This is a genomic window from Streptomyces sp. NPDC091387 (assembly GCF_044756945.1).
GTDB lineage: Bacteria > Actinomycetota > Actinomycetes > Streptomycetales > Streptomycetaceae > Streptomyces.
In genome coordinates, this window is sequence record NZ_JBIVTZ010000003.1 from 168,936 (window position 1) to 184,478 (window position 15,543).

The 15,543-nt window shown below is 72.0% G+C and carries 11 protein-coding genes; 7 read left to right on the forward strand and 4 right to left on the reverse strand.

Translation table 11 applies throughout. The annotated features are described in order from the left end of the window. Window positions 1-144 precede the first annotated feature (144 nt). The 4 genes from ACIQM0_RS07630 to ACIQM0_RS07645 all read right to left on the reverse strand — a co-directional run bounded on the left by ACIQM0_RS07630 (window position 145) and on the right by ACIQM0_RS07645 (window position 5,817). Window positions 145-2,556, reverse strand: a complete 2,412-nt coding sequence (locus tag ACIQM0_RS07630; RefSeq protein WP_401284399.1) for a DUF3488 and DUF4129 domain-containing transglutaminase family protein — start codon at window positions 2,554-2,556, stop codon at window positions 145-147. A 10-nt stretch (window positions 2,557-2,566) separates the two neighbouring features. After that, the gene (locus tag ACIQM0_RS07635; RefSeq protein WP_401284401.1) at window positions 2,567-3,952 is read right to left on the reverse strand and encodes a DUF58 domain-containing protein; all 1,386 of its coding nucleotides are present in this window, start codon (window positions 3,950-3,952) and stop codon (window positions 2,567-2,569) included. Continuing rightward, window positions 3,952-5,001 (reverse strand): AAA family ATPase, encoded by a 1,050-nt coding sequence (locus tag ACIQM0_RS07640; RefSeq protein WP_401284403.1) that lies wholly within the window; start codon window positions 4,999-5,001, stop codon window positions 3,952-3,954. Before ACIQM0_RS07640 ends, ACIQM0_RS07635 begins: the two co-directional genes overlap by 1 nt. A gap of 252 nt (window positions 5,002-5,253) precedes the next feature. After that, on the reverse strand, window positions 5,254-5,817 hold the full coding sequence (locus ACIQM0_RS07645) for a beta-class carbonic anhydrase (RefSeq protein WP_401284405.1): 564 nt from the start codon (window positions 5,815-5,817) through the stop codon (window positions 5,254-5,256). A 401-nt stretch (window positions 5,818-6,218) separates the two neighbouring features. On the opposite strand from ACIQM0_RS07645, the gene rsmH reads away from it, so the two are divergent. The 7 genes from rsmH to murD are packed head-to-tail and all read left to right on the forward strand — an operon-like array spanning window position 6,219 to window position 15,465. Continuing rightward, window positions 6,219-7,184, forward strand: coding sequence for a 16S rRNA (cytosine(1402)-N(4))-methyltransferase RsmH (gene rsmH, locus ACIQM0_RS07650; RefSeq protein ID WP_385028965.1), 966 nt, complete (start codon window positions 6,219-6,221; stop codon window positions 7,182-7,184). Between the two features lie 49 nt (window positions 7,185-7,233). After that, window positions 7,234-7,836: a septum formation initiator family protein gene (locus tag ACIQM0_RS07655; RefSeq protein ID WP_401284407.1), complete on the forward strand. Its 603-nt coding sequence runs from the start codon at window positions 7,234-7,236 to the stop codon at window positions 7,834-7,836. 4 nt (window positions 7,837-7,840) lie between these two features. Beyond that, on the forward strand, window positions 7,841-9,826 hold the full coding sequence (locus ACIQM0_RS07660; protein ID WP_401284409.1) for a peptidoglycan D,D-transpeptidase FtsI family protein: 1,986 nt from the start codon (window positions 7,841-7,843) through the stop codon (window positions 9,824-9,826). An 18-nt stretch (window positions 9,827-9,844) separates the two neighbouring features. After that, the gene (locus ACIQM0_RS07665) at window positions 9,845-11,563 is read left to right on the forward strand and encodes a UDP-N-acetylmuramoyl-L-alanyl-D-glutamate--2,6-diaminopimelate ligase (RefSeq protein WP_401284411.1); all 1,719 of its coding nucleotides are present in this window, start codon (window positions 9,845-9,847) and stop codon (window positions 11,561-11,563) included. 4 nt (window positions 11,564-11,567) lie between these two features. Continuing rightward, complete coding sequence (gene murF / locus ACIQM0_RS07670) at window positions 11,568-12,974, forward strand: UDP-N-acetylmuramoyl-tripeptide--D-alanyl-D-alanine ligase (protein ID WP_401284412.1); 1,407 nt, start codon at window positions 11,568-11,570, stop codon at window positions 12,972-12,974. After that, window positions 12,971-14,041, forward strand: a complete 1,071-nt coding sequence (mraY, locus tag ACIQM0_RS07675) for a phospho-N-acetylmuramoyl-pentapeptide-transferase (RefSeq protein WP_123469991.1) — start codon at window positions 12,971-12,973, stop codon at window positions 14,039-14,041. The genes murF and mraY overlap by 4 nt, the downstream gene beginning before the upstream one ends. After that, window positions 14,038-15,465: a UDP-N-acetylmuramoyl-L-alanine--D-glutamate ligase gene (gene murD, locus ACIQM0_RS07680; RefSeq protein ID WP_401285073.1), complete on the forward strand. Its 1,428-nt coding sequence runs from the start codon at window positions 14,038-14,040 to the stop codon at window positions 15,463-15,465. The genes mraY and murD overlap by 4 nt, the downstream gene beginning before the upstream one ends. The last annotated feature ends 78 nt before the right edge of the window (window positions 15,466-15,543 follow it).

A 15,543-nucleotide genomic window follows, 5' to 3' on the forward strand; every position in this document is an offset into this window, starting at 1 on the left:
GCGGGTGGGGGGCGGACACCCGCCGCCGGGCGCGGTGGAGACACCCGCGGGGGGCCCCGGAAGGGCCCCCCCCCGCGCCCCCCCCCCGGGGGGCCCCCCCGGGGGGCGGGGGGGGCCCCCGCCCCCCCCCGCACGCCGGGGCGGTCAGCCCTCCTGGTGGGACGGGCGCCGCAGCCACGTGGGGCGTCGGGGCAGGTGCCACCGTGCGGTCAGGGCTGCCCGGCGCTCCGAGGCCGCCCACACCACCCGCACGGCCGATCGGGGTGCCACGACCGCGCGGAGCCGGGTGGACCGGCCGACGGAGGCCCGCAGCGCGGTCCGTACCGCCCGCACGTCCTCCGGGAGCCCTGCCCCGGGGCGCGGCTCCGGTGCGTAGAGCACCTGCTCCACCGCGCCCGCCACCCGGTGCACCGCCTCGGCCCCGTCGGTGCCGAGCTGCCCCAGCCGCACGATCCGGGCCGCGGCCTTGCGCGGGGTCAGGGACTCGTCCGGGACGATGCCGTGGTCCCACGCCGTGTCGGTGATCTCCCGCCAGGCCGCCAGCGTTCTGGCGACGGCGTCGCCCGGCGTACGCCCGGCGGAGAAGCTCAGCCTGCGGGCCCGCGCCCGGATCCGCCAGAGCATCGGCAGCGACGGCAGCAGGAGTACGAGCAGCACCAGCAGGATCACGCCGAGCACCGTGCCCGTCGGCGTCCCCGAATCCGTCGGCCCCACCGTTCCGGAAGCCACCGGGCTGCCGCACTCGCCCTGCTTGCGCAGCTGCGGCGGGCAGCTGTCCGAGGCGGACGGGGCGACCGGCGACGGTGCCGACGCGCCCGTCTCCGGGCGGGCCGGATCGGCCGGATCGCCGGAAGGCGCGTCCGGCAGGGTGTACGACGGCGTGGTGCCACGCGTCGGCGTCGGCTCGAAGCGGGTCCAGCCGATGCCCTCGAAATACAGCTCAGGCCAGGCGTGCGCGTCGCGCAGCCCGATCGACATCGAACCGTCCGACTGCGCGGTACCGGGGGTGAAGCCGATGGCGACCCTGGCCGGGATGCCGAGCGTCCGGGCCATCGCGGCCATCGTGAAGGAGAAGTGGACGCAGAAGCCCTCCTTGTCCTTGAGGAAGCGGCCGATCGCCGCGCTGCCGGTGCCGGAGTTCACCGAGGTGTCGTAGGTGAACCCTCCGTCGGAGGCGAAGTAGTCCTGCAGCTTCACCGCCTGCTCGTAGGCGTTGCGGGAACCCCTCGTCACCTCGTCGGCGGTCTCCTTGACCACCTTCGGCAGTGAGCCGGGCACCTGGGTGTACTCGCGCTGGAGGGCGGCCGGGGCCGGCCTCGCGTTGGCGAGCTGCTCCGATGTCGGCTGCACGAGCAGGCTGGAGACCTCGTACTGCGCACCCCGGGTCGTCTCCCCGTCGTCGCCGACGAGGGTGCGTCCCTCGGACTCGTACCGCCAGTGCCCGCCGACCCTGACCTCGGTCGCCGGATAGGGGAGGGGCAGATAGGTCTGCCGGTACGAGGGGGACGCGGAGATGTTCGAGCTGATCTCCGTGACCGCGACCTCCGGGGACAGCCCCCCCGGGCTCGGAAGCCGCTTCGGCACGTCCTTCAGCCGGCGGGTCGACGCCCGCCATTCGTTTCCGTTGAACTGGTCCAGCGCCAGGATCCGCAGATAGAAGTCCTGCGGACTGTTCGAGTTGGTGCGGTAGGACATCACCTGCCGGTTCTCCGGCTGGTTGAGGTTGTTCTGCAGGGAGACCAGCGGGTTCACCGCGGAGATGGTGCCGCCACCGCCCCCCCGGCCGTTGCCGGCCCCCGAACCGGCCAGCAGACCGCCGTCGAGAGCGGGCAGCGCCGCAGGCACGACCAGCGCGACACCCAGGGCCAGTGCGCCGATGCGGCGCCCCGTGCGTACCGGGGCGAGCGCTCCGCCGCCCGAGAGGTCGCCACCGGCCGGCCCGCCCCTGGACCTCCCAGTGGCACCGGCGAAGACCCGGCCCCACTGGGAGAGCCGGTCGCGCCCCTCGGCCAGCAGCAGGAGCAGATAGCCGCAGGCGGCGAGGAGGAACCACAGCCAGTCCGCACCGCCGTCCGACAGCCCGGCCGCGACGGAGTACAGGGCCAGCAGGGGCAGCCCGGCCGGCGCGGCACTGCGGAACGTCACCGCCAGCACGTCCACCGCGAGACCGACCAGCAGCACACCGCCCACCAGCATCAGCCGGATGCCCGCCGTGGCCGGTGCCGGGATCGCGTACCGGCCGACGTCATCGGCACCCGCCGACAGCAGATCCGCGAGCAGCCGCACGGCCTGCGGCCCCGGCAGGAACCCCGCCGGCGCCTGCTCCCGGGCGAACGTCACGGTCAGCAGCACCAGCGTGACCAGCATCTGCGCGGCGACGGTCAGCAGCCGGGGCAGCGGCATCCGGCGGCCGAGCGCACCCACCCCGCACTGGATGGCCAGCAGGAACACTGCCTGCATCATCCAGCTGACATGGTCGACCAGCGGCAGCATCGAACACGCCGCCATCAGCGTCGCCGCATAGGCGCACAGCGCCAGCCGACCACGACCGCTCATGCCCGTCCCCTCATGACCAACCACCGGAGAAACCTGTCGTACCGCCCGTCGCGCCGCCCACGGCGGCGGACTGCGTCAGCGAACCCAGATGACTCGCCTGCTGCCACAGCGGGGCGAGATCCGTTCCTGGCCTCACCGCGACCGCCGTCCACCCCGACTCGCGCAGCAGCCGCAGCCGCTGCTCGGAGGCCGCCTCGGCTGCGGGCGGCTCACTGTGCACCCAGGCCGCGCTGTCCAGCACGAACGCGACGGCGCCACCGCTGCGCTGCCGCATCCGGGCGGCCACGGCCGCCTGCTCCTCGTCCAGATCGCCGAGGAACGCGATCAGCAGGCCCTCGTTGCCGCCGCGCAGCACGTCGTACGCACGGGAGAGACCGCCCCCGTCGGAGTGGTCGACGACGGCGAGGGTGTCCATCATCAGTCCGGCCGCGGCCGCGGAGTCCTGGCCGGAGCCGGCGAATCCGTCCGGCCCCTCGCCCGGGAGCGGGCTGCCCTCGTCCGTCAGCAGCCGGACCGTGAAGCCCCGTTCCAGCATGTGCATCACCGCGGAGGCGGCCCCCGACACGGCCCACTCGAACGCCGAGTCGGGCCCCGTCCCCTGGTACGCGGTCTGCCGGGTGTCCAGCAGTACCGTGCATCTGGCCCGCTGCGGCTGCTCCTCGCGGCGCACCATCAGCTCGCCGTAGCGCGCGGTGGAGCGCCAGTGGACACGGCGCAGATCGTCGCCGTGCCGGTAGCCGCGCGGGATCACGTCGTCCTCGCCGGCCAGCGCCAGCGACCGCTGCCGCCCCTCGCCGTACCCGGAGGACTCGCCCGCCAGCCGCACCGGCGGCAGCGGTTCGGTGCGCGGGATGACGACGAGGGTGTCGTACGCGCTGAACGAACGTGTCAGCTCGCACATTCCGAACGGATCGCTCAGCCGCAGCTGCAGCGGGCCCAGCGGATAGCGCCCGCGCAGATCGGACTGCACCCGGTAGGACACCTCGCGGCGGCCGCCCGCCTCCACCCGGTCCAGGACGAAGCGGGGGCGTGGACCGAGCACGTACGGCACCCGGTCCTGGAGCATCAGCAGACCGGTGGGCAGCCGCGAGACGTTGTCCATCCGCAGATGGACCCTGGCCTCGGAGCCCGCGGGGACCCGGGACGGCGAGAGGCGCCGGGTGCCCGCGACCCGGTAGCGGGTCCGGACGAGCACCGTCACGCAGACCAGCGGCAGTACGGCGAGTAGCAGCCCGACGCGCAGCAGGTCCCCCTGGCCCAGCACATACGCGCAGACCGCGGCGGCGACACCGGCCGCGAGGAAGGACCGGCCGCGCGTGGTCAGCCCGCTCAGAGCGGCCCGCAGACCGCCTTTGCCGTCGCTGTCGTCCATCGCGGTGGGCCCCCCGGGGCTCATCAGAGCCGCCGTACGCCGGGCTGCTGCCGGCTGCCGTACGCGGCGCCCGGCTGGTGCTGCGGCGCCGGGACGCCCGCACCGCCCGCCGCCGTCGGCACCGGTGTCTGCTGGAGGATCTCCAGCACGACCTGCTCGGCGGTGCGGCGGTTCAGCTGGGCCTGCGCGGTCGGCAGCAGCCGGTGTGCGAGGACCGCGACCGCCAGCGCCTGCACGTCGTCGGGCAGGCAGTAGTCCCGGCTGCTCAGCGCCGCGGAGGCCTTCGCCGCGCGCAGCAGGTGCAGGGTGGCGCGCGGCGAGGCGCCGAGCCTGAGATCGGGGTGGCTGCGGGTGGCCCCGACGAGCTGCACCGCGTACCGGCGGACGGCGTCGGCGACGTGGACCGTCCGCACCGCTTCGATCAGCTTCACGATGTCGTGTGCGTGTGCCACCGGCTGAAGGTCGTCCAGGGGCGAGACACCGCCGTGCACGTCGAGCATCTGGAGCTCGGCCTCCGGGCTGGGGTAGCCGATCGACACCCTCGCCATGAACCGGTCGCGCTGGGCCTCGGGCAGCGGGTACGTGCCCTCCATCTCCACCGGGTTCTGGGTGGCCACGACCATGAAGGGGTCGGGCAGTTCGTAGGTGTGCCCGTCGATCGTGACCTGGCGCTCCTCCATCGACTCCAGCAGCGCGGACTGGGTCTTGGGCGAGGCGCGGTTGATCTCGTCGCCGATCACGATCTGGGCGAAGATCGCGCCCGGTTTGAACTCGAACTCGCGGCGCTGCTGATCGAAGATGGACACCCCGGTGATGTCCGAGGGCAGCAGGTCCGGGGTGAACTGGATGCGCCGCACCGAGCAGTCGATGGACCGCGCCAGCGCCTTGGCCAGCATGGTCTTGCCGACACCGGGGACGTCCTCGATCAGCAGGTGTCCCTCCGCGAGCAGCACGGTCAGCGAAAGCCGTACGACCTCAGGCTTGCCCTCGATCACACTCTCCACCGACTTGCGCACCCGCTCCGCTGTGGTGGTCAGATCTGTGAGGCTCGCTCGATCGTCATAGGTCGTCACCCGGCCCTCCTCGGCCCTGCCCCACGCTCACCAGGAGCACGGGATTCCCCAGTCACGGGCCGGTGCCCTCGTGCGGCCCGGCCCACCCCGAAATACGGACACCGCGGCGGACGGCGTCCGACGGGGTGTCACCCCCGCATTCTTGTTGCCGTTACCGCTTCGTGTCACTCGCCTGTGGATAACTGGTGCCGATATGTCGGGTTGGGGGTGTTTTTCGATGCCCGGCTGAGTCTTTCTGGGTCTTTCCGGAGGTCAGGAAGCCGGAAAGATCTCGCGCAGCAGACCGCTGGTCACATCGAAGACGAAACCGCGCACGTCATCGTTGTGCAGCAGGAACGGCGACGTGCGGACCCGCTGCATCGACTGCCGTACGTCCTGGTCCGCGTCGGTGTAGGCCTCCACGGCCCAGACGGGGCGCTGGCCGACCTCGCCCTCCAGTTGCTGGCGGAACTCCTCGGTGATCGACTCCATGCCGCAGTTCGTGTGGTGGATCAGGATCACGCCGCGGGTGCCGAGGGCCCGCTGGCTGATGGTCAGCGAGCGGATCACGTCGTCGGTGACCACGCCGCCCGCGTTGCGGATGGTGTGGCAGTCACCGAGCGCCAGGCCGAGTGCCTTGTGCAGGTCGAGGCGGGCGTCCATGCAGGCGACCACGGCGACGCGCAGCACCGGCTTCGCGTCCATCCCGGGATCGCTGAACTCGGAGGCGTAGTGGACGTTCGCCTCGACGAGGCGGTCGGTGACCGTGCCGCCGGTGCGGGCCTGGCCTTCGACGGGAGCGGACGGCTCGGCGGGGGAATGCGCGGAAGTCGACATGGACAAGACGTTAGCCCGCGAGGGCCGCTCCGGCGTGGCGTGGAAGCGGACAAAGAACATCAACGACGTTTGTTGTGAGGTAACCCACAAGCCTCACACCCGGTCGCCCGGCCGGGTGAACAAAGGGAGGGCCGACGCGCTGCCGGGTTGATTGATCGGGAATCGATCGAATGGCAGGGTGGAACAAGACCGACTGCCGGTCGGTCTAAAGTGACGGGAAGTTACCGACACCCTGCACATTCCGAAGTTTCCCCGTGTGTGCGGCGTACGTACGGCCCGGCCCTCTCCCGCTCGCCGGTCGGCTGACGCCCCTTCCCCGGCGCCGGCGGACCTCCCCTTCGCGAGCGGGCGGGGACCAGGCCGTACGTACAGCCACCCGGGACCTGAGCCTGAGAGGGCGCATGAGCCAGACCCGACACGTCCCGGTGATGCTCCAGCGGTGCCTGGACCTGTTGGCCCCGGCTCTCGAGGCACCGGGGCCGCAGCCGCCCGTGGTCGTCGACTGCACGCTGGGCCTCGGCGGACACAGCGAGGCACTGCTCGCCGCCTTTCCCACCGCCCGGCTGATCGCGCTGGACCGGGACAAGGAGGCGCTGCGCCTCTCGGGCGAGCGCCTCGCCCCCTACGGCGACCGCGCCGAACTGGTGCACGCCGTCTACGACGAACTGCCCGAGGTGCTCGACCGGCTCGGCGTCCCCAAGGTCCAGGGGATCCTGTTCGACCTCGGCGTCTCCTCCATGCAACTGGACGAGGCCGACCGCGGATTCGCGTATGCCCAGGACGCCCCGCTCGACATGCGCATGGACCAGACGACCGGCATCGGGGCGGCCGAGGTGCTCAACACCTATCCGCCCGGCGAACTGGTCCGGATCCTGCGGGCCTACGGCGAGGAGAAGCAGGCCAAGCGGATCGTCTCCGCCGTCGTCCGCGAGCGCGAGAAGGAACCCTTCACCAACAGCGCCAGGCTCGTCGAGCTGATCCGCGACTCGCTGCCGCAGGCCGCCAAGCGCACCGGCGGCAACCCCGCCAAACGCACCTTCCAGGCGCTGCGCATCGAGGTCAACGGCGAGCTCACCGTGCTGGAGCGGGCGATCCCGGCCGCTGTGCGGAGCCTCGCCGTCGGCGGCCGCATCGCCGTCCTCTCGTACCACTCGCTGGAGGACCGGCTGGTCAAGCAGGTGTTCGCGGCGGGCGCGGCCAACACCGCTCCGGCCGGGCTGCCGGTCGTCCCCGAGCGCTACCAGCCGCGGCTGAAGCTGCTGACCCGGGGCGCGGAGCTGCCCACGGAGGAGGAGGTCGCCGAGAACCGGCGCGCCGCCCCCGCCCGGCTGCGCGGCGCCCAGCGGATCCGGGCGGAGGAGCGATGAGCCCCCGGAGCCCCGGCGTGCGAACGCGGCCGAGGGACGGGGCGGTGCGGTGAGCAAAGCGGCCGGGCAGTTGAAAGGGCGTGCCGCACGGCTCTCCCGGCTGATGCCGGCCGGGCCGAGCAACGCGGCCCGTGCCCCCTTCGTCCTGCTGGTCGTCCTGCTCCTGGGCGGCGGCCTGATCACCCTGCTGCTGCTGAACTCCGCGCTCAACGAAGGATCGTTCCGGCTGAGCGAGCTGAAGAAGCGCACCACCGACCTCACCGATGAGCAGCAGGCGCTCCAGCGTGACGTCGACCGCTCCGCGGAGCCCGACGCCCTGGCCCGGCGCGCCCGGGAACTGGGCATGGTCCCCGGCGGCAGCCCCGTCTTCCTGGCTCCCGACGGCACGGTCCGGGGCGTGCCGTCGACCGCGACCGCCGAGCCGACCGCCGAGCCGACCCCCACGCCGCCGCAGGAGACCACCGCGCCGCCGCAGGCCACCACGAGCCCGGCGGCGTCCTCCGGCCCGCCCGGCCCCACCCCTTCCGGCAGCACGACCGGCACCGCCGCCGCGCAGCCGAGTACGCCCGCGGCAGGGCCCGCCGCCGACGCGGCCGGACCGGCGACCCCCAGTACCCCGGCAGACCAGCCCTCCACGAGCCCCGGCAGGTGACGCAGTGCCTTCCAAGGAACCACCGCGCCGCCGGGTCCCCGGCCCGGCGCGCGCCCGTAAGGCGGCGCCCCGCTCCGGCCGCCCCCGCCCCGACGCGAAGCGGCGCTCCTCGTCCGCCGCGCGCGGGCAGGTGCCGCGCGGCCGCTCCGGCCGCCCGCTGCGGCTCGGCAGCCCGCGCCCCAGGCTGCGGCTCGTCAGCCTCGCCCTGACGCTCGTCATGATCGCGTTCGTCGTCCGGCTCCTCCAGGTGCAGGCCGTCGACGCCAACGCGTACGCGGCCAAGGCCGACCTGAACCGCTACCTCAGCTACACCGTCGCCGCCGAGCGCGGCGAGATCACCGACCGCAGCGGCATCGCGCTGGCCACCAGCGTCGACGCGTACGACATCACCGCCGACCCCAAGATGTTCACACCGGCCGACAGCAACGCCCCGGACGCCCCCCAGCAGGCGGCGGCCCTGCTCGCGCCCATCCTCGGCGTCGACGCCGCCGAGCTGACGAAGAAGCTGGCGAAGCCGAAGAGCCGGTACGCGTTGCTGGCCCGCCGGCAGACCCCGCAGGTCTGGAAGCAGATCAAGGACCTCAAGTCGGTCTTCGCGGAGAAGGCGGCGAAGGACGAGGCGGCCGGCGGCCCCGGAGCCAATGTGCTGGCCGGTGTCTTCCAGGAGGCGACCACCAAGAGGATCTATCCCAACGGCGGGCTCGCCGCCGGGATACTGGGTTACGTCAACGCGGAGGGCAAGGGCGCGGGCGGCCTGGAGTCGCAGCTGGACAAGGAACTGGCGGGCGAGGACGGCACGATCAAGTACGCCCAGTCCGGCGGCCGCCGGGTGCCCACCGCGGGCACCAAGGAGGTCCCGGCCGTCGCGGGCTCCGACATCGAGCTGACCATCGACCGCGACATCCAGTGGGCGGCCCAGAAGGCCATCTCCGAACAGGTGGCGAAGTCCAAGGCCGACCGCGGCTACGTGGTCGTCCAGAACACCCGGACGGGTGAGGTCTTGGCCATGGCCAACGCCCCCGGCTTCGACCCCAACGACCTCTCGCAGGCCGACGCGGCGTCACTGGGCAACGCCGCGCTCCAGGACGTGTACGAGCCCGGCTCCACCAGCAAGGTCATGTCCATGGCCGCGGTGCTGGAGGAAGGGGTCGCCACCCCCGGCACCCACGTCACCGTCCCGAACCGGCTGCACCGCGGCGACCGGCAGTTCAAGGACGACATCGACCACCCCACCTGGTACCTGACGCTCAACGGCGTCCTGGCCAAGTCCAGCAACATCGGAACCATCATGGCCACCGGGCAGCTCGGGAAGACCCAGGCCCAGGCCAACAAGACGCTCTACTCCTACCTGCGCAAATTCGGCATCGGCTCACCGACCGGACTCGGCTACCCGGGTGAGACCCCCGGCATCCTCGCCAAGCCGCAGGACTGGTCGACCTCGCAGCAGTACACGATCCCGTTCGGCCAGGGCCTCTCGCTCAACGCCGTGCAGGCCGCCTCGATCTACTCCACGATCGCCAACGGCGGGGTCCGGATCGCACCGACCCTCGTCCGCGGCACCAAGGGAGCCGACGGCCGCTTCACCGCCGCCGACGCCCCCGAGCAGACCCGGGTGGTCAGCGAGAAGACCGCCAGGACACTGTCGAGCATGCTGGAGTCGGTGGTCGGCGACCAGGAGGGCACCGGAACGCGGGCCAAGATCCCCGGCTACCGGGTCGCGGGCAAGACCGGTACGGCCAACCGGGTCGATCCGCTGCGCGGCGGCTACCACGGCTACACCGCCTCCTTCGCCGGCTTCGCCCCCGCCGACAACCCCCAGATCACCGTCTACTGTGCGATCCAGAACCCCACCAAGGGCGGCTATTTCGGCGGCCAGATCTGCGGACCCATCTACAAGCAGGTCATGGAATTCGCGCTCAAGACGCTTCAGACCGCACCGTCCGGCAGCGAGCCGGCCAGGCTGCCGGTGTCCTTCAAACCCGGCGAGTGAACTCGGGGAGACCCTCCAGTGACAACCATCACCCCTGATCCCGGGAACCGGAACGGGAACCACTACGACCCCGCCCCCTCACTTCGCGAGAGGCCGGGTGCTCCCGGTACGCTCACCGCCGTGCCCCACGCTGAACAGTCCCGAACCACCCAGAAGGACGCCCCTGTGAACTACCCGGGAGCGCCCCGCCCGGATCGGCTGCGGCCGACCTCCATGGTTACGCTGGCAGCCAGGCTGGGAGTCGAACCGCCCGGCACCGGCGAAGTCACCGGCATCACCCATGACTCCCGGGCCGTGCGCCCCGGAGACGTCTACGCGGCCCTGCCCGGTGCCCGCCTCCACGGCGCCGACTTCACCGCCCAGGCGGCCGGCCTCGGCGCGGCCGCCATCCTTACCGACCCGGCGGGCGCCGAACGCGCCGCCGCCACCGGACTCCCGGTGCTGGTCACCGAGGACCCGCGCGGCCGGATGGGGGAACTCGCCGCCGAGATCTACGGACACCCAGGCACCGACCTGCTCCAGATCGGCATCACCGGCACCTCCGGCAAGACCACCACCGCCTACCTCATCGAGGGCGGCTTCCGCGGCGCCGGACGCAGTACCGGTCTGATCGGCACCGTGGAGATGCGGATCGGCGACGAGCGCATCAAGTCCGAACGGACCACCCCCGAGGCCACCGATCTGCAGGCCCTGCTCGCCGTCATGCGCGAACGCGGTGCCGACGCGGTGACCATGGAGGTCTCCAGCCACGCCCTGGTGCTCGGCCGGGTCGACGGCTGCGTCTTCGACGTCGCCGTCTTCAACAACCTCAGCCCCGAGCACATGGAGTTCCACTCCGGCATGGAGGACTACTTCCAGGCCAAGGCGCGGCTGTTCACCCCGCAGCGCAGCAGGCAGGGCGTCGTGAACTTCGACGACGCGTACGGACGCAGGCTGATCACCGAGGCCTCCGTCCCGGTCACCACCTTCTCCGCCGAGGGCCACCCGGACGCCGACTGGCGGGCCGAGGACGTCGAGGTCGGCCAGCTCGGCTCCACCTTCACCGTCGTCGGCCCCAAGGACGAGCGGGCCACCGCCAGGGCCCCGCTGCCCGGACCGTTCAACGTCGCCAACACCCTCGCCGCGATCGTCACCCTCGCGGTCGCGGGCATCGACCCGCAGATCGCGGCCGACGGCGTCGCCGTCGTGCCCGGGGTGCCCGGCCGGCTGGAGCGGGTCGACGCCGGACAGCCGTATCTGGCGCTCGTCGACTACGCGCACAAGACCGACGCCGTCGAATCGGTGCTCCGCTCCCTGCGGAAGGTCACCGAGGGCAAGCTGCACATCGTCCTCGGCTGCGGCGGCGACCGTGACACCACCAAGCGCGGCCCGATGGGCGCAGCCGCGGCACGGCTCTCCGACACCGCCGTACTGACCTCCGACAACCCCCGCTCCGAGGACCCCCTGGGCATCCTCGCCGCCATGCTCGCGGGCGCCGCGGAGGTGCCCGTGCACGAACGCGGTGACGTCCTGGTCGACGCCGACCGGGCCGCCGCCATCGCCGCCGCGGTCGGCCGGGCCGGGCCCGGCGACACCGTCATCGTCGCGGGCAAGGGCCACGAGCAGGGCCAGGACATCCACGGAGTCGTGCGCCCCTTCGACGACCGGGTGGTCCTGCGCGAGGCCATCGAGCGGTCCCTGGGGCACGAGAGCTCCGTCCACCGTGCCGCCACCCACGAGAACAACAGTCAGGGATGACCAAGTGATCGCCCTTTCCCTCGCCGAGATCGCCGAAATCGTCGGCGGGCAGTCGTACGACATACCGGATCCGGCAGCAACCGTCAGCGGGCCCGTCGTCATCGACTCCCGCGCGGTGAAGTCAGGCAGCCTCTTCGTCGCCTTCGCCGGCGAACGGGTCGACGGCCACGACTACGCGCAGCGCGCGGTCGAGGCGGGCGCGGCAGTCGTCCTGGCCGCCCGCCCCGTCGGCGTCCCCGCGATCGTCGTGGACGACGTGGTGGCGGCGCTCGGCGCGCTCGCCCGCGCCGTCACCGGGCGCCTCGGCACCACCGTGGTCGCCCTCACCGGGTCCGCCGGCAAGACCTCCACCAAGGACCTGATCGCCCAGCTTCTGGAGCGCAAGGGCCCCACCGTCTACCCGCTGGGCAACCTCAACAACGAGATCGGGCTGCCGCTCACCGCGCTGCGCGCCACCGAGGAGACCCGGCACCTGGTCCTCGAAATGGGTGCCCGCTACATCGGGGACATCTGTTACCTCACCGGCCTCGTCCCGCCCCGGATCGGCCTCGTCCTGAACGTCGGCACCGCCCACATCGGCGAGTTCGGCGGCCGCGAGCAGATCGCCCAGGCCAAGGGCGAGATGGTCGAGTCGCTGCCCGAGGACGGCCTCGCCGTCCTCAACGCCGACGACCCGCTCGTACGCGCCATGACCTCCCGCACCAAGGCCCGCGTCCTGCTCTTCGGTGAAGCCGCGGATGCGGACGTACGGGGAGAGAACGTGCGGCTCACGGACGACGGACGCCCCGCGTTCCGCCTCCACACACCCACCGGGTGCAGCGATGTGACCATGCGCCTGTACGGTGAGCACCACGTGTCGAACGCGCTCGCCGCGGCCGCCGTCGCCCATGAGTTGGGCCTGTCCGCAGACGAGATCGCCGAGGCGCTCTCCGAGGCGGGCACCCTCTCCCGCTGGCGCATGGAGGTCACCGAGCGTCCGGACGGCGTGACGTTCGTCAATGACGCCTACAACGCCAACCCCGAATCCATGAGAGCCGCGCTGCGCGCGCTGGCCGCCATGGGGAAGGGGCGTCGTACGTGGGCGGTGCTCGGCCAGATGGCCGAGCTCGGCGACGCCTCGCTCACCGAGCACGACGCGGTCGGACGGCTCGCCGTCCGGCTCAACGTCAGCAAGCTCGTCGCGGTCGGGGGCAGAGAAGCCTCCTGGCTGCAACTGGGCGCATACAACGAGGGTTCGTGGGGTGAGGAGTCGGTGCATGTGTCCGACGCACAGGCTGCCGTCGACCTGTTGCGCAGTGAACTGCGCCCGGGAGACGTCGTGCTGGTGAAGGCGTCCCGGTCGGTCGGCCTGGAGCAGGTTGTCATGGCACTGCTGGATAACGCGACCGAGGGCGAGGTCGCCGGCCGATGAGGCAGATCCTCTTCGCGGGGGCCATCGGGCTCTTCCTGACCCTGGTCGGTACCCCGCTGCTGATCAAGCTGCTGGCCCGCAAGGGATACGGGCAGTTCATCCGGGACGACGGCCCGCGCAGCCACGGATCGAAGAAGGGCACGCCCACCATGGGCGGCATCGCCTTCATCCTGGCGACGATCATCGCGTACGTCCTGGCGAAGGTGATCACCGGCGAGGACATGCGCTTCTCCGGTGTACTGGTCCTCTTCCTGATGGCCGGCATGGGGCTCGTCGGGTTCCTCGACGACTACATCAAGATCGTCAAGCAGCGTTCGCTGGGCCTGCGGGCCAAGGCGAAGATGGCCGGTCAGCTGATCGTCGGCATCGCTTTCGCGGTGCTCTCGCTCCAGTTCGCCGATGCCCGCGGCAACACCCCCGCCTCCACCAAGCTCTCGTTCGTCGAGGACTTCGGCTGGTCGATCGGCCCGGTGCTGTTCGTGGTCTGGGCGCTCTTCATGATTCTCGCCATGTCCAACGGCGTGAACCTGACGGACGGTCTGGACGGCCTCGCCACCGGTGCGTCGGTGATGGTCTTCGGCGCGTACACCTTCATCGGGCTCTGGCAGTTCCAGGAGTCCTGCGCCAACGCGGCCACCCTCACCAACCCGAGCGCCTGTTTCGAAGTACGAGATCCACTCGACCTCGCGGTCGTGGCCTCCGCCCTGATGGGCTCCTGCTTCGGCTTCCTGTGGTGGAACACCTCGCCCGCCAAGATCTTCATGGGTGACACCGGTTCGCTCGCCCTCGGCGGCGCGCTCGCCGGTCTGGCGATCTGCTCCCGCACCGAGTTCCTGATGGCGGTGCTCGGCGGCCTCTTCGTGATGATCACGATGTCCGTCGTCATCCAGGTCGGCTCGTTCAAGATGACCGGCAAGCGGGTGTTCCGGATGGCGCCGCTCCAGCACCACTTCGAACTCAAGGGGTGGTCCGAAGTCCTTGTCGTGGTCCGCTTCTGGATCATCCAGGGCATGTGCGTGATCGTCGGTCTCGGCCTCTTCTACGCAGGATGGGCAGCCAAGAAGTGAGCAACACGGACTGGCAGGGCAAGCACGTCACGGTCGCCGGACTCGGGGTCTCCGGGATCCCGGCGGCCCGGGTGCTGCGCGGTCTCGGCGCCGTCGTCACCGTCGTCAACGACGGGGACGACGCGCGCTCCCGCGCCCAGGCAGCGGAGCTGGAGGCGCAGGGCATCACCGTGCGCCTCGGCGACGGGGCCACCCTGCCCGAGTCCACCGAGCTCATCGTCACCACCCCGGGCTGGAAGCCCGACAAGCCGCTGTTCGCCGCGGCCGCCGAGGCGGGCGTCCCGGTCTGGGGCGACGTTGAACTCGCCTGGCGGCTGCGCGGCCGGGACGGCCGGGAACCGGCCCCCTGGCTCGCGGTCACCGGCACCAACGGCAAGACCACGACCGTACGGATGCTCGCCTCGATCCTGGAGGCGGCCGGGCTGCGCACCGCGGCCGTCGGCAACATCGGCGTCTCGCTCCTGGACGCCGTCCTCGGCGAGCAGGAGTACGACGTCCTCGCCGTCGAACTCTCCAGCTACCAGCTGCACTGGTCGCCCTCGGTGCGCGCCCACTCCGCGGCCGTCCTCAACCTGGCCCCCGACCACCTCGACTGGCACGGCTCCATGGAGGCGTACGTCGCCGACAAGGGCCGGATCTACGAGGGCAACGAAGTCGCCTGCGTCTACAACGTCGCGGACCCCGCCACCGAGGAACTGGTGCGCGGCGCGGACGTCGAGGAGGGCTGCCGGGCCATCGGCTTCACCCTCGGCCCTCCCGGCCCCTCCCAGCTCGGCGTCGTCGACGGCATCCTCGTCGACCGCGCCTTCGTGACGAACCGGCAGAAGCAGGCCCAGGAGCTCGCCGAGGTCGGGGACGTGAACCCGCCCGTCCCGCACAACATCGCCAACGCGCTGGCGGCCGCGGCGCTGGCCCGCGCCTACGGCGTCGCACCGGCCGCCGTACGTGACGGGCTGCGGGCCTTCCGCCCGGACCCGCACCGCATCGAGCAGGTCGCGGAGGCCGGCGGGGTCACGTACATCGACGACTCCAAGGCCACCAACACCCACGCGGCCGAGGCCTCCCTCGCGTCCTACGACCCGATCGTCTGGATCGCCGGCGGCCTGGCCAAGGGCGCCACCTTCGACGAGCTGGTGACCGGGTGCGCGAAGCGCCTGCGGGGCGTCGTCCTGATGGGCGCCGACCGGGCCCTGATCCGCGAAGCCCTCGCGCGACACGCGCCCGAGGTCCCGGTGGTCGACCTCGACCGGACCGACACTGGGGCGATGTCGGAGGCGGTCCGCGAGGCGGCACGGCTCGCCCGGCCGGGAGACACCGTACTGATGGCCCCGGCCTGCGCCTCGATGGACATGTTCGTCAATTACAACAAGCGGGGCGAGGCCTTCGCGGACGCCGTCCGCGCAATCGTCGCCGAGAGCGCCTGACGGACCCGGCCTCCGCGCCGTACCGTCCCGGAACAACCGGGTACGTACGGCTGTGCCGCGGCCGCGGGCCCTCGGCAC

Excerpts from the sequence above, each read along its gene's own strand:
- ACIQM0_RS07630 (WP_401284399.1), bottom strand. The coding sequence starts at position 2,556 with ATGAGCGGTCGTGGTCGGCTGGCGCTGTGCGCCTATGCGGCGACGCTG.
- ACIQM0_RS07645 (WP_401284405.1), bottom strand. The coding sequence starts at position 5,817 with ATGTCGACTTCCGCGCATTCCCCCGCCGAGCCGTCCGCTCCCGTCGAA.
- rsmH (WP_385028965.1), top strand. The coding sequence starts at position 6,219 with ATGAGCCAGACCCGACACGTCCCGGTGATGCTCCAGCGGTGCCTGGAC.
- ACIQM0_RS07635 (WP_401284401.1), bottom strand. The coding sequence starts at position 3,952 with ATGAGCCCCGGGGGGCCCACCGCGATGGACGACAGCGACGGCAAAGGC.
- mraY (WP_123469991.1), top strand. The coding sequence starts at position 12,971 with ATGAGGCAGATCCTCTTCGCGGGGGCCATCGGGCTCTTCCTGACCCTG.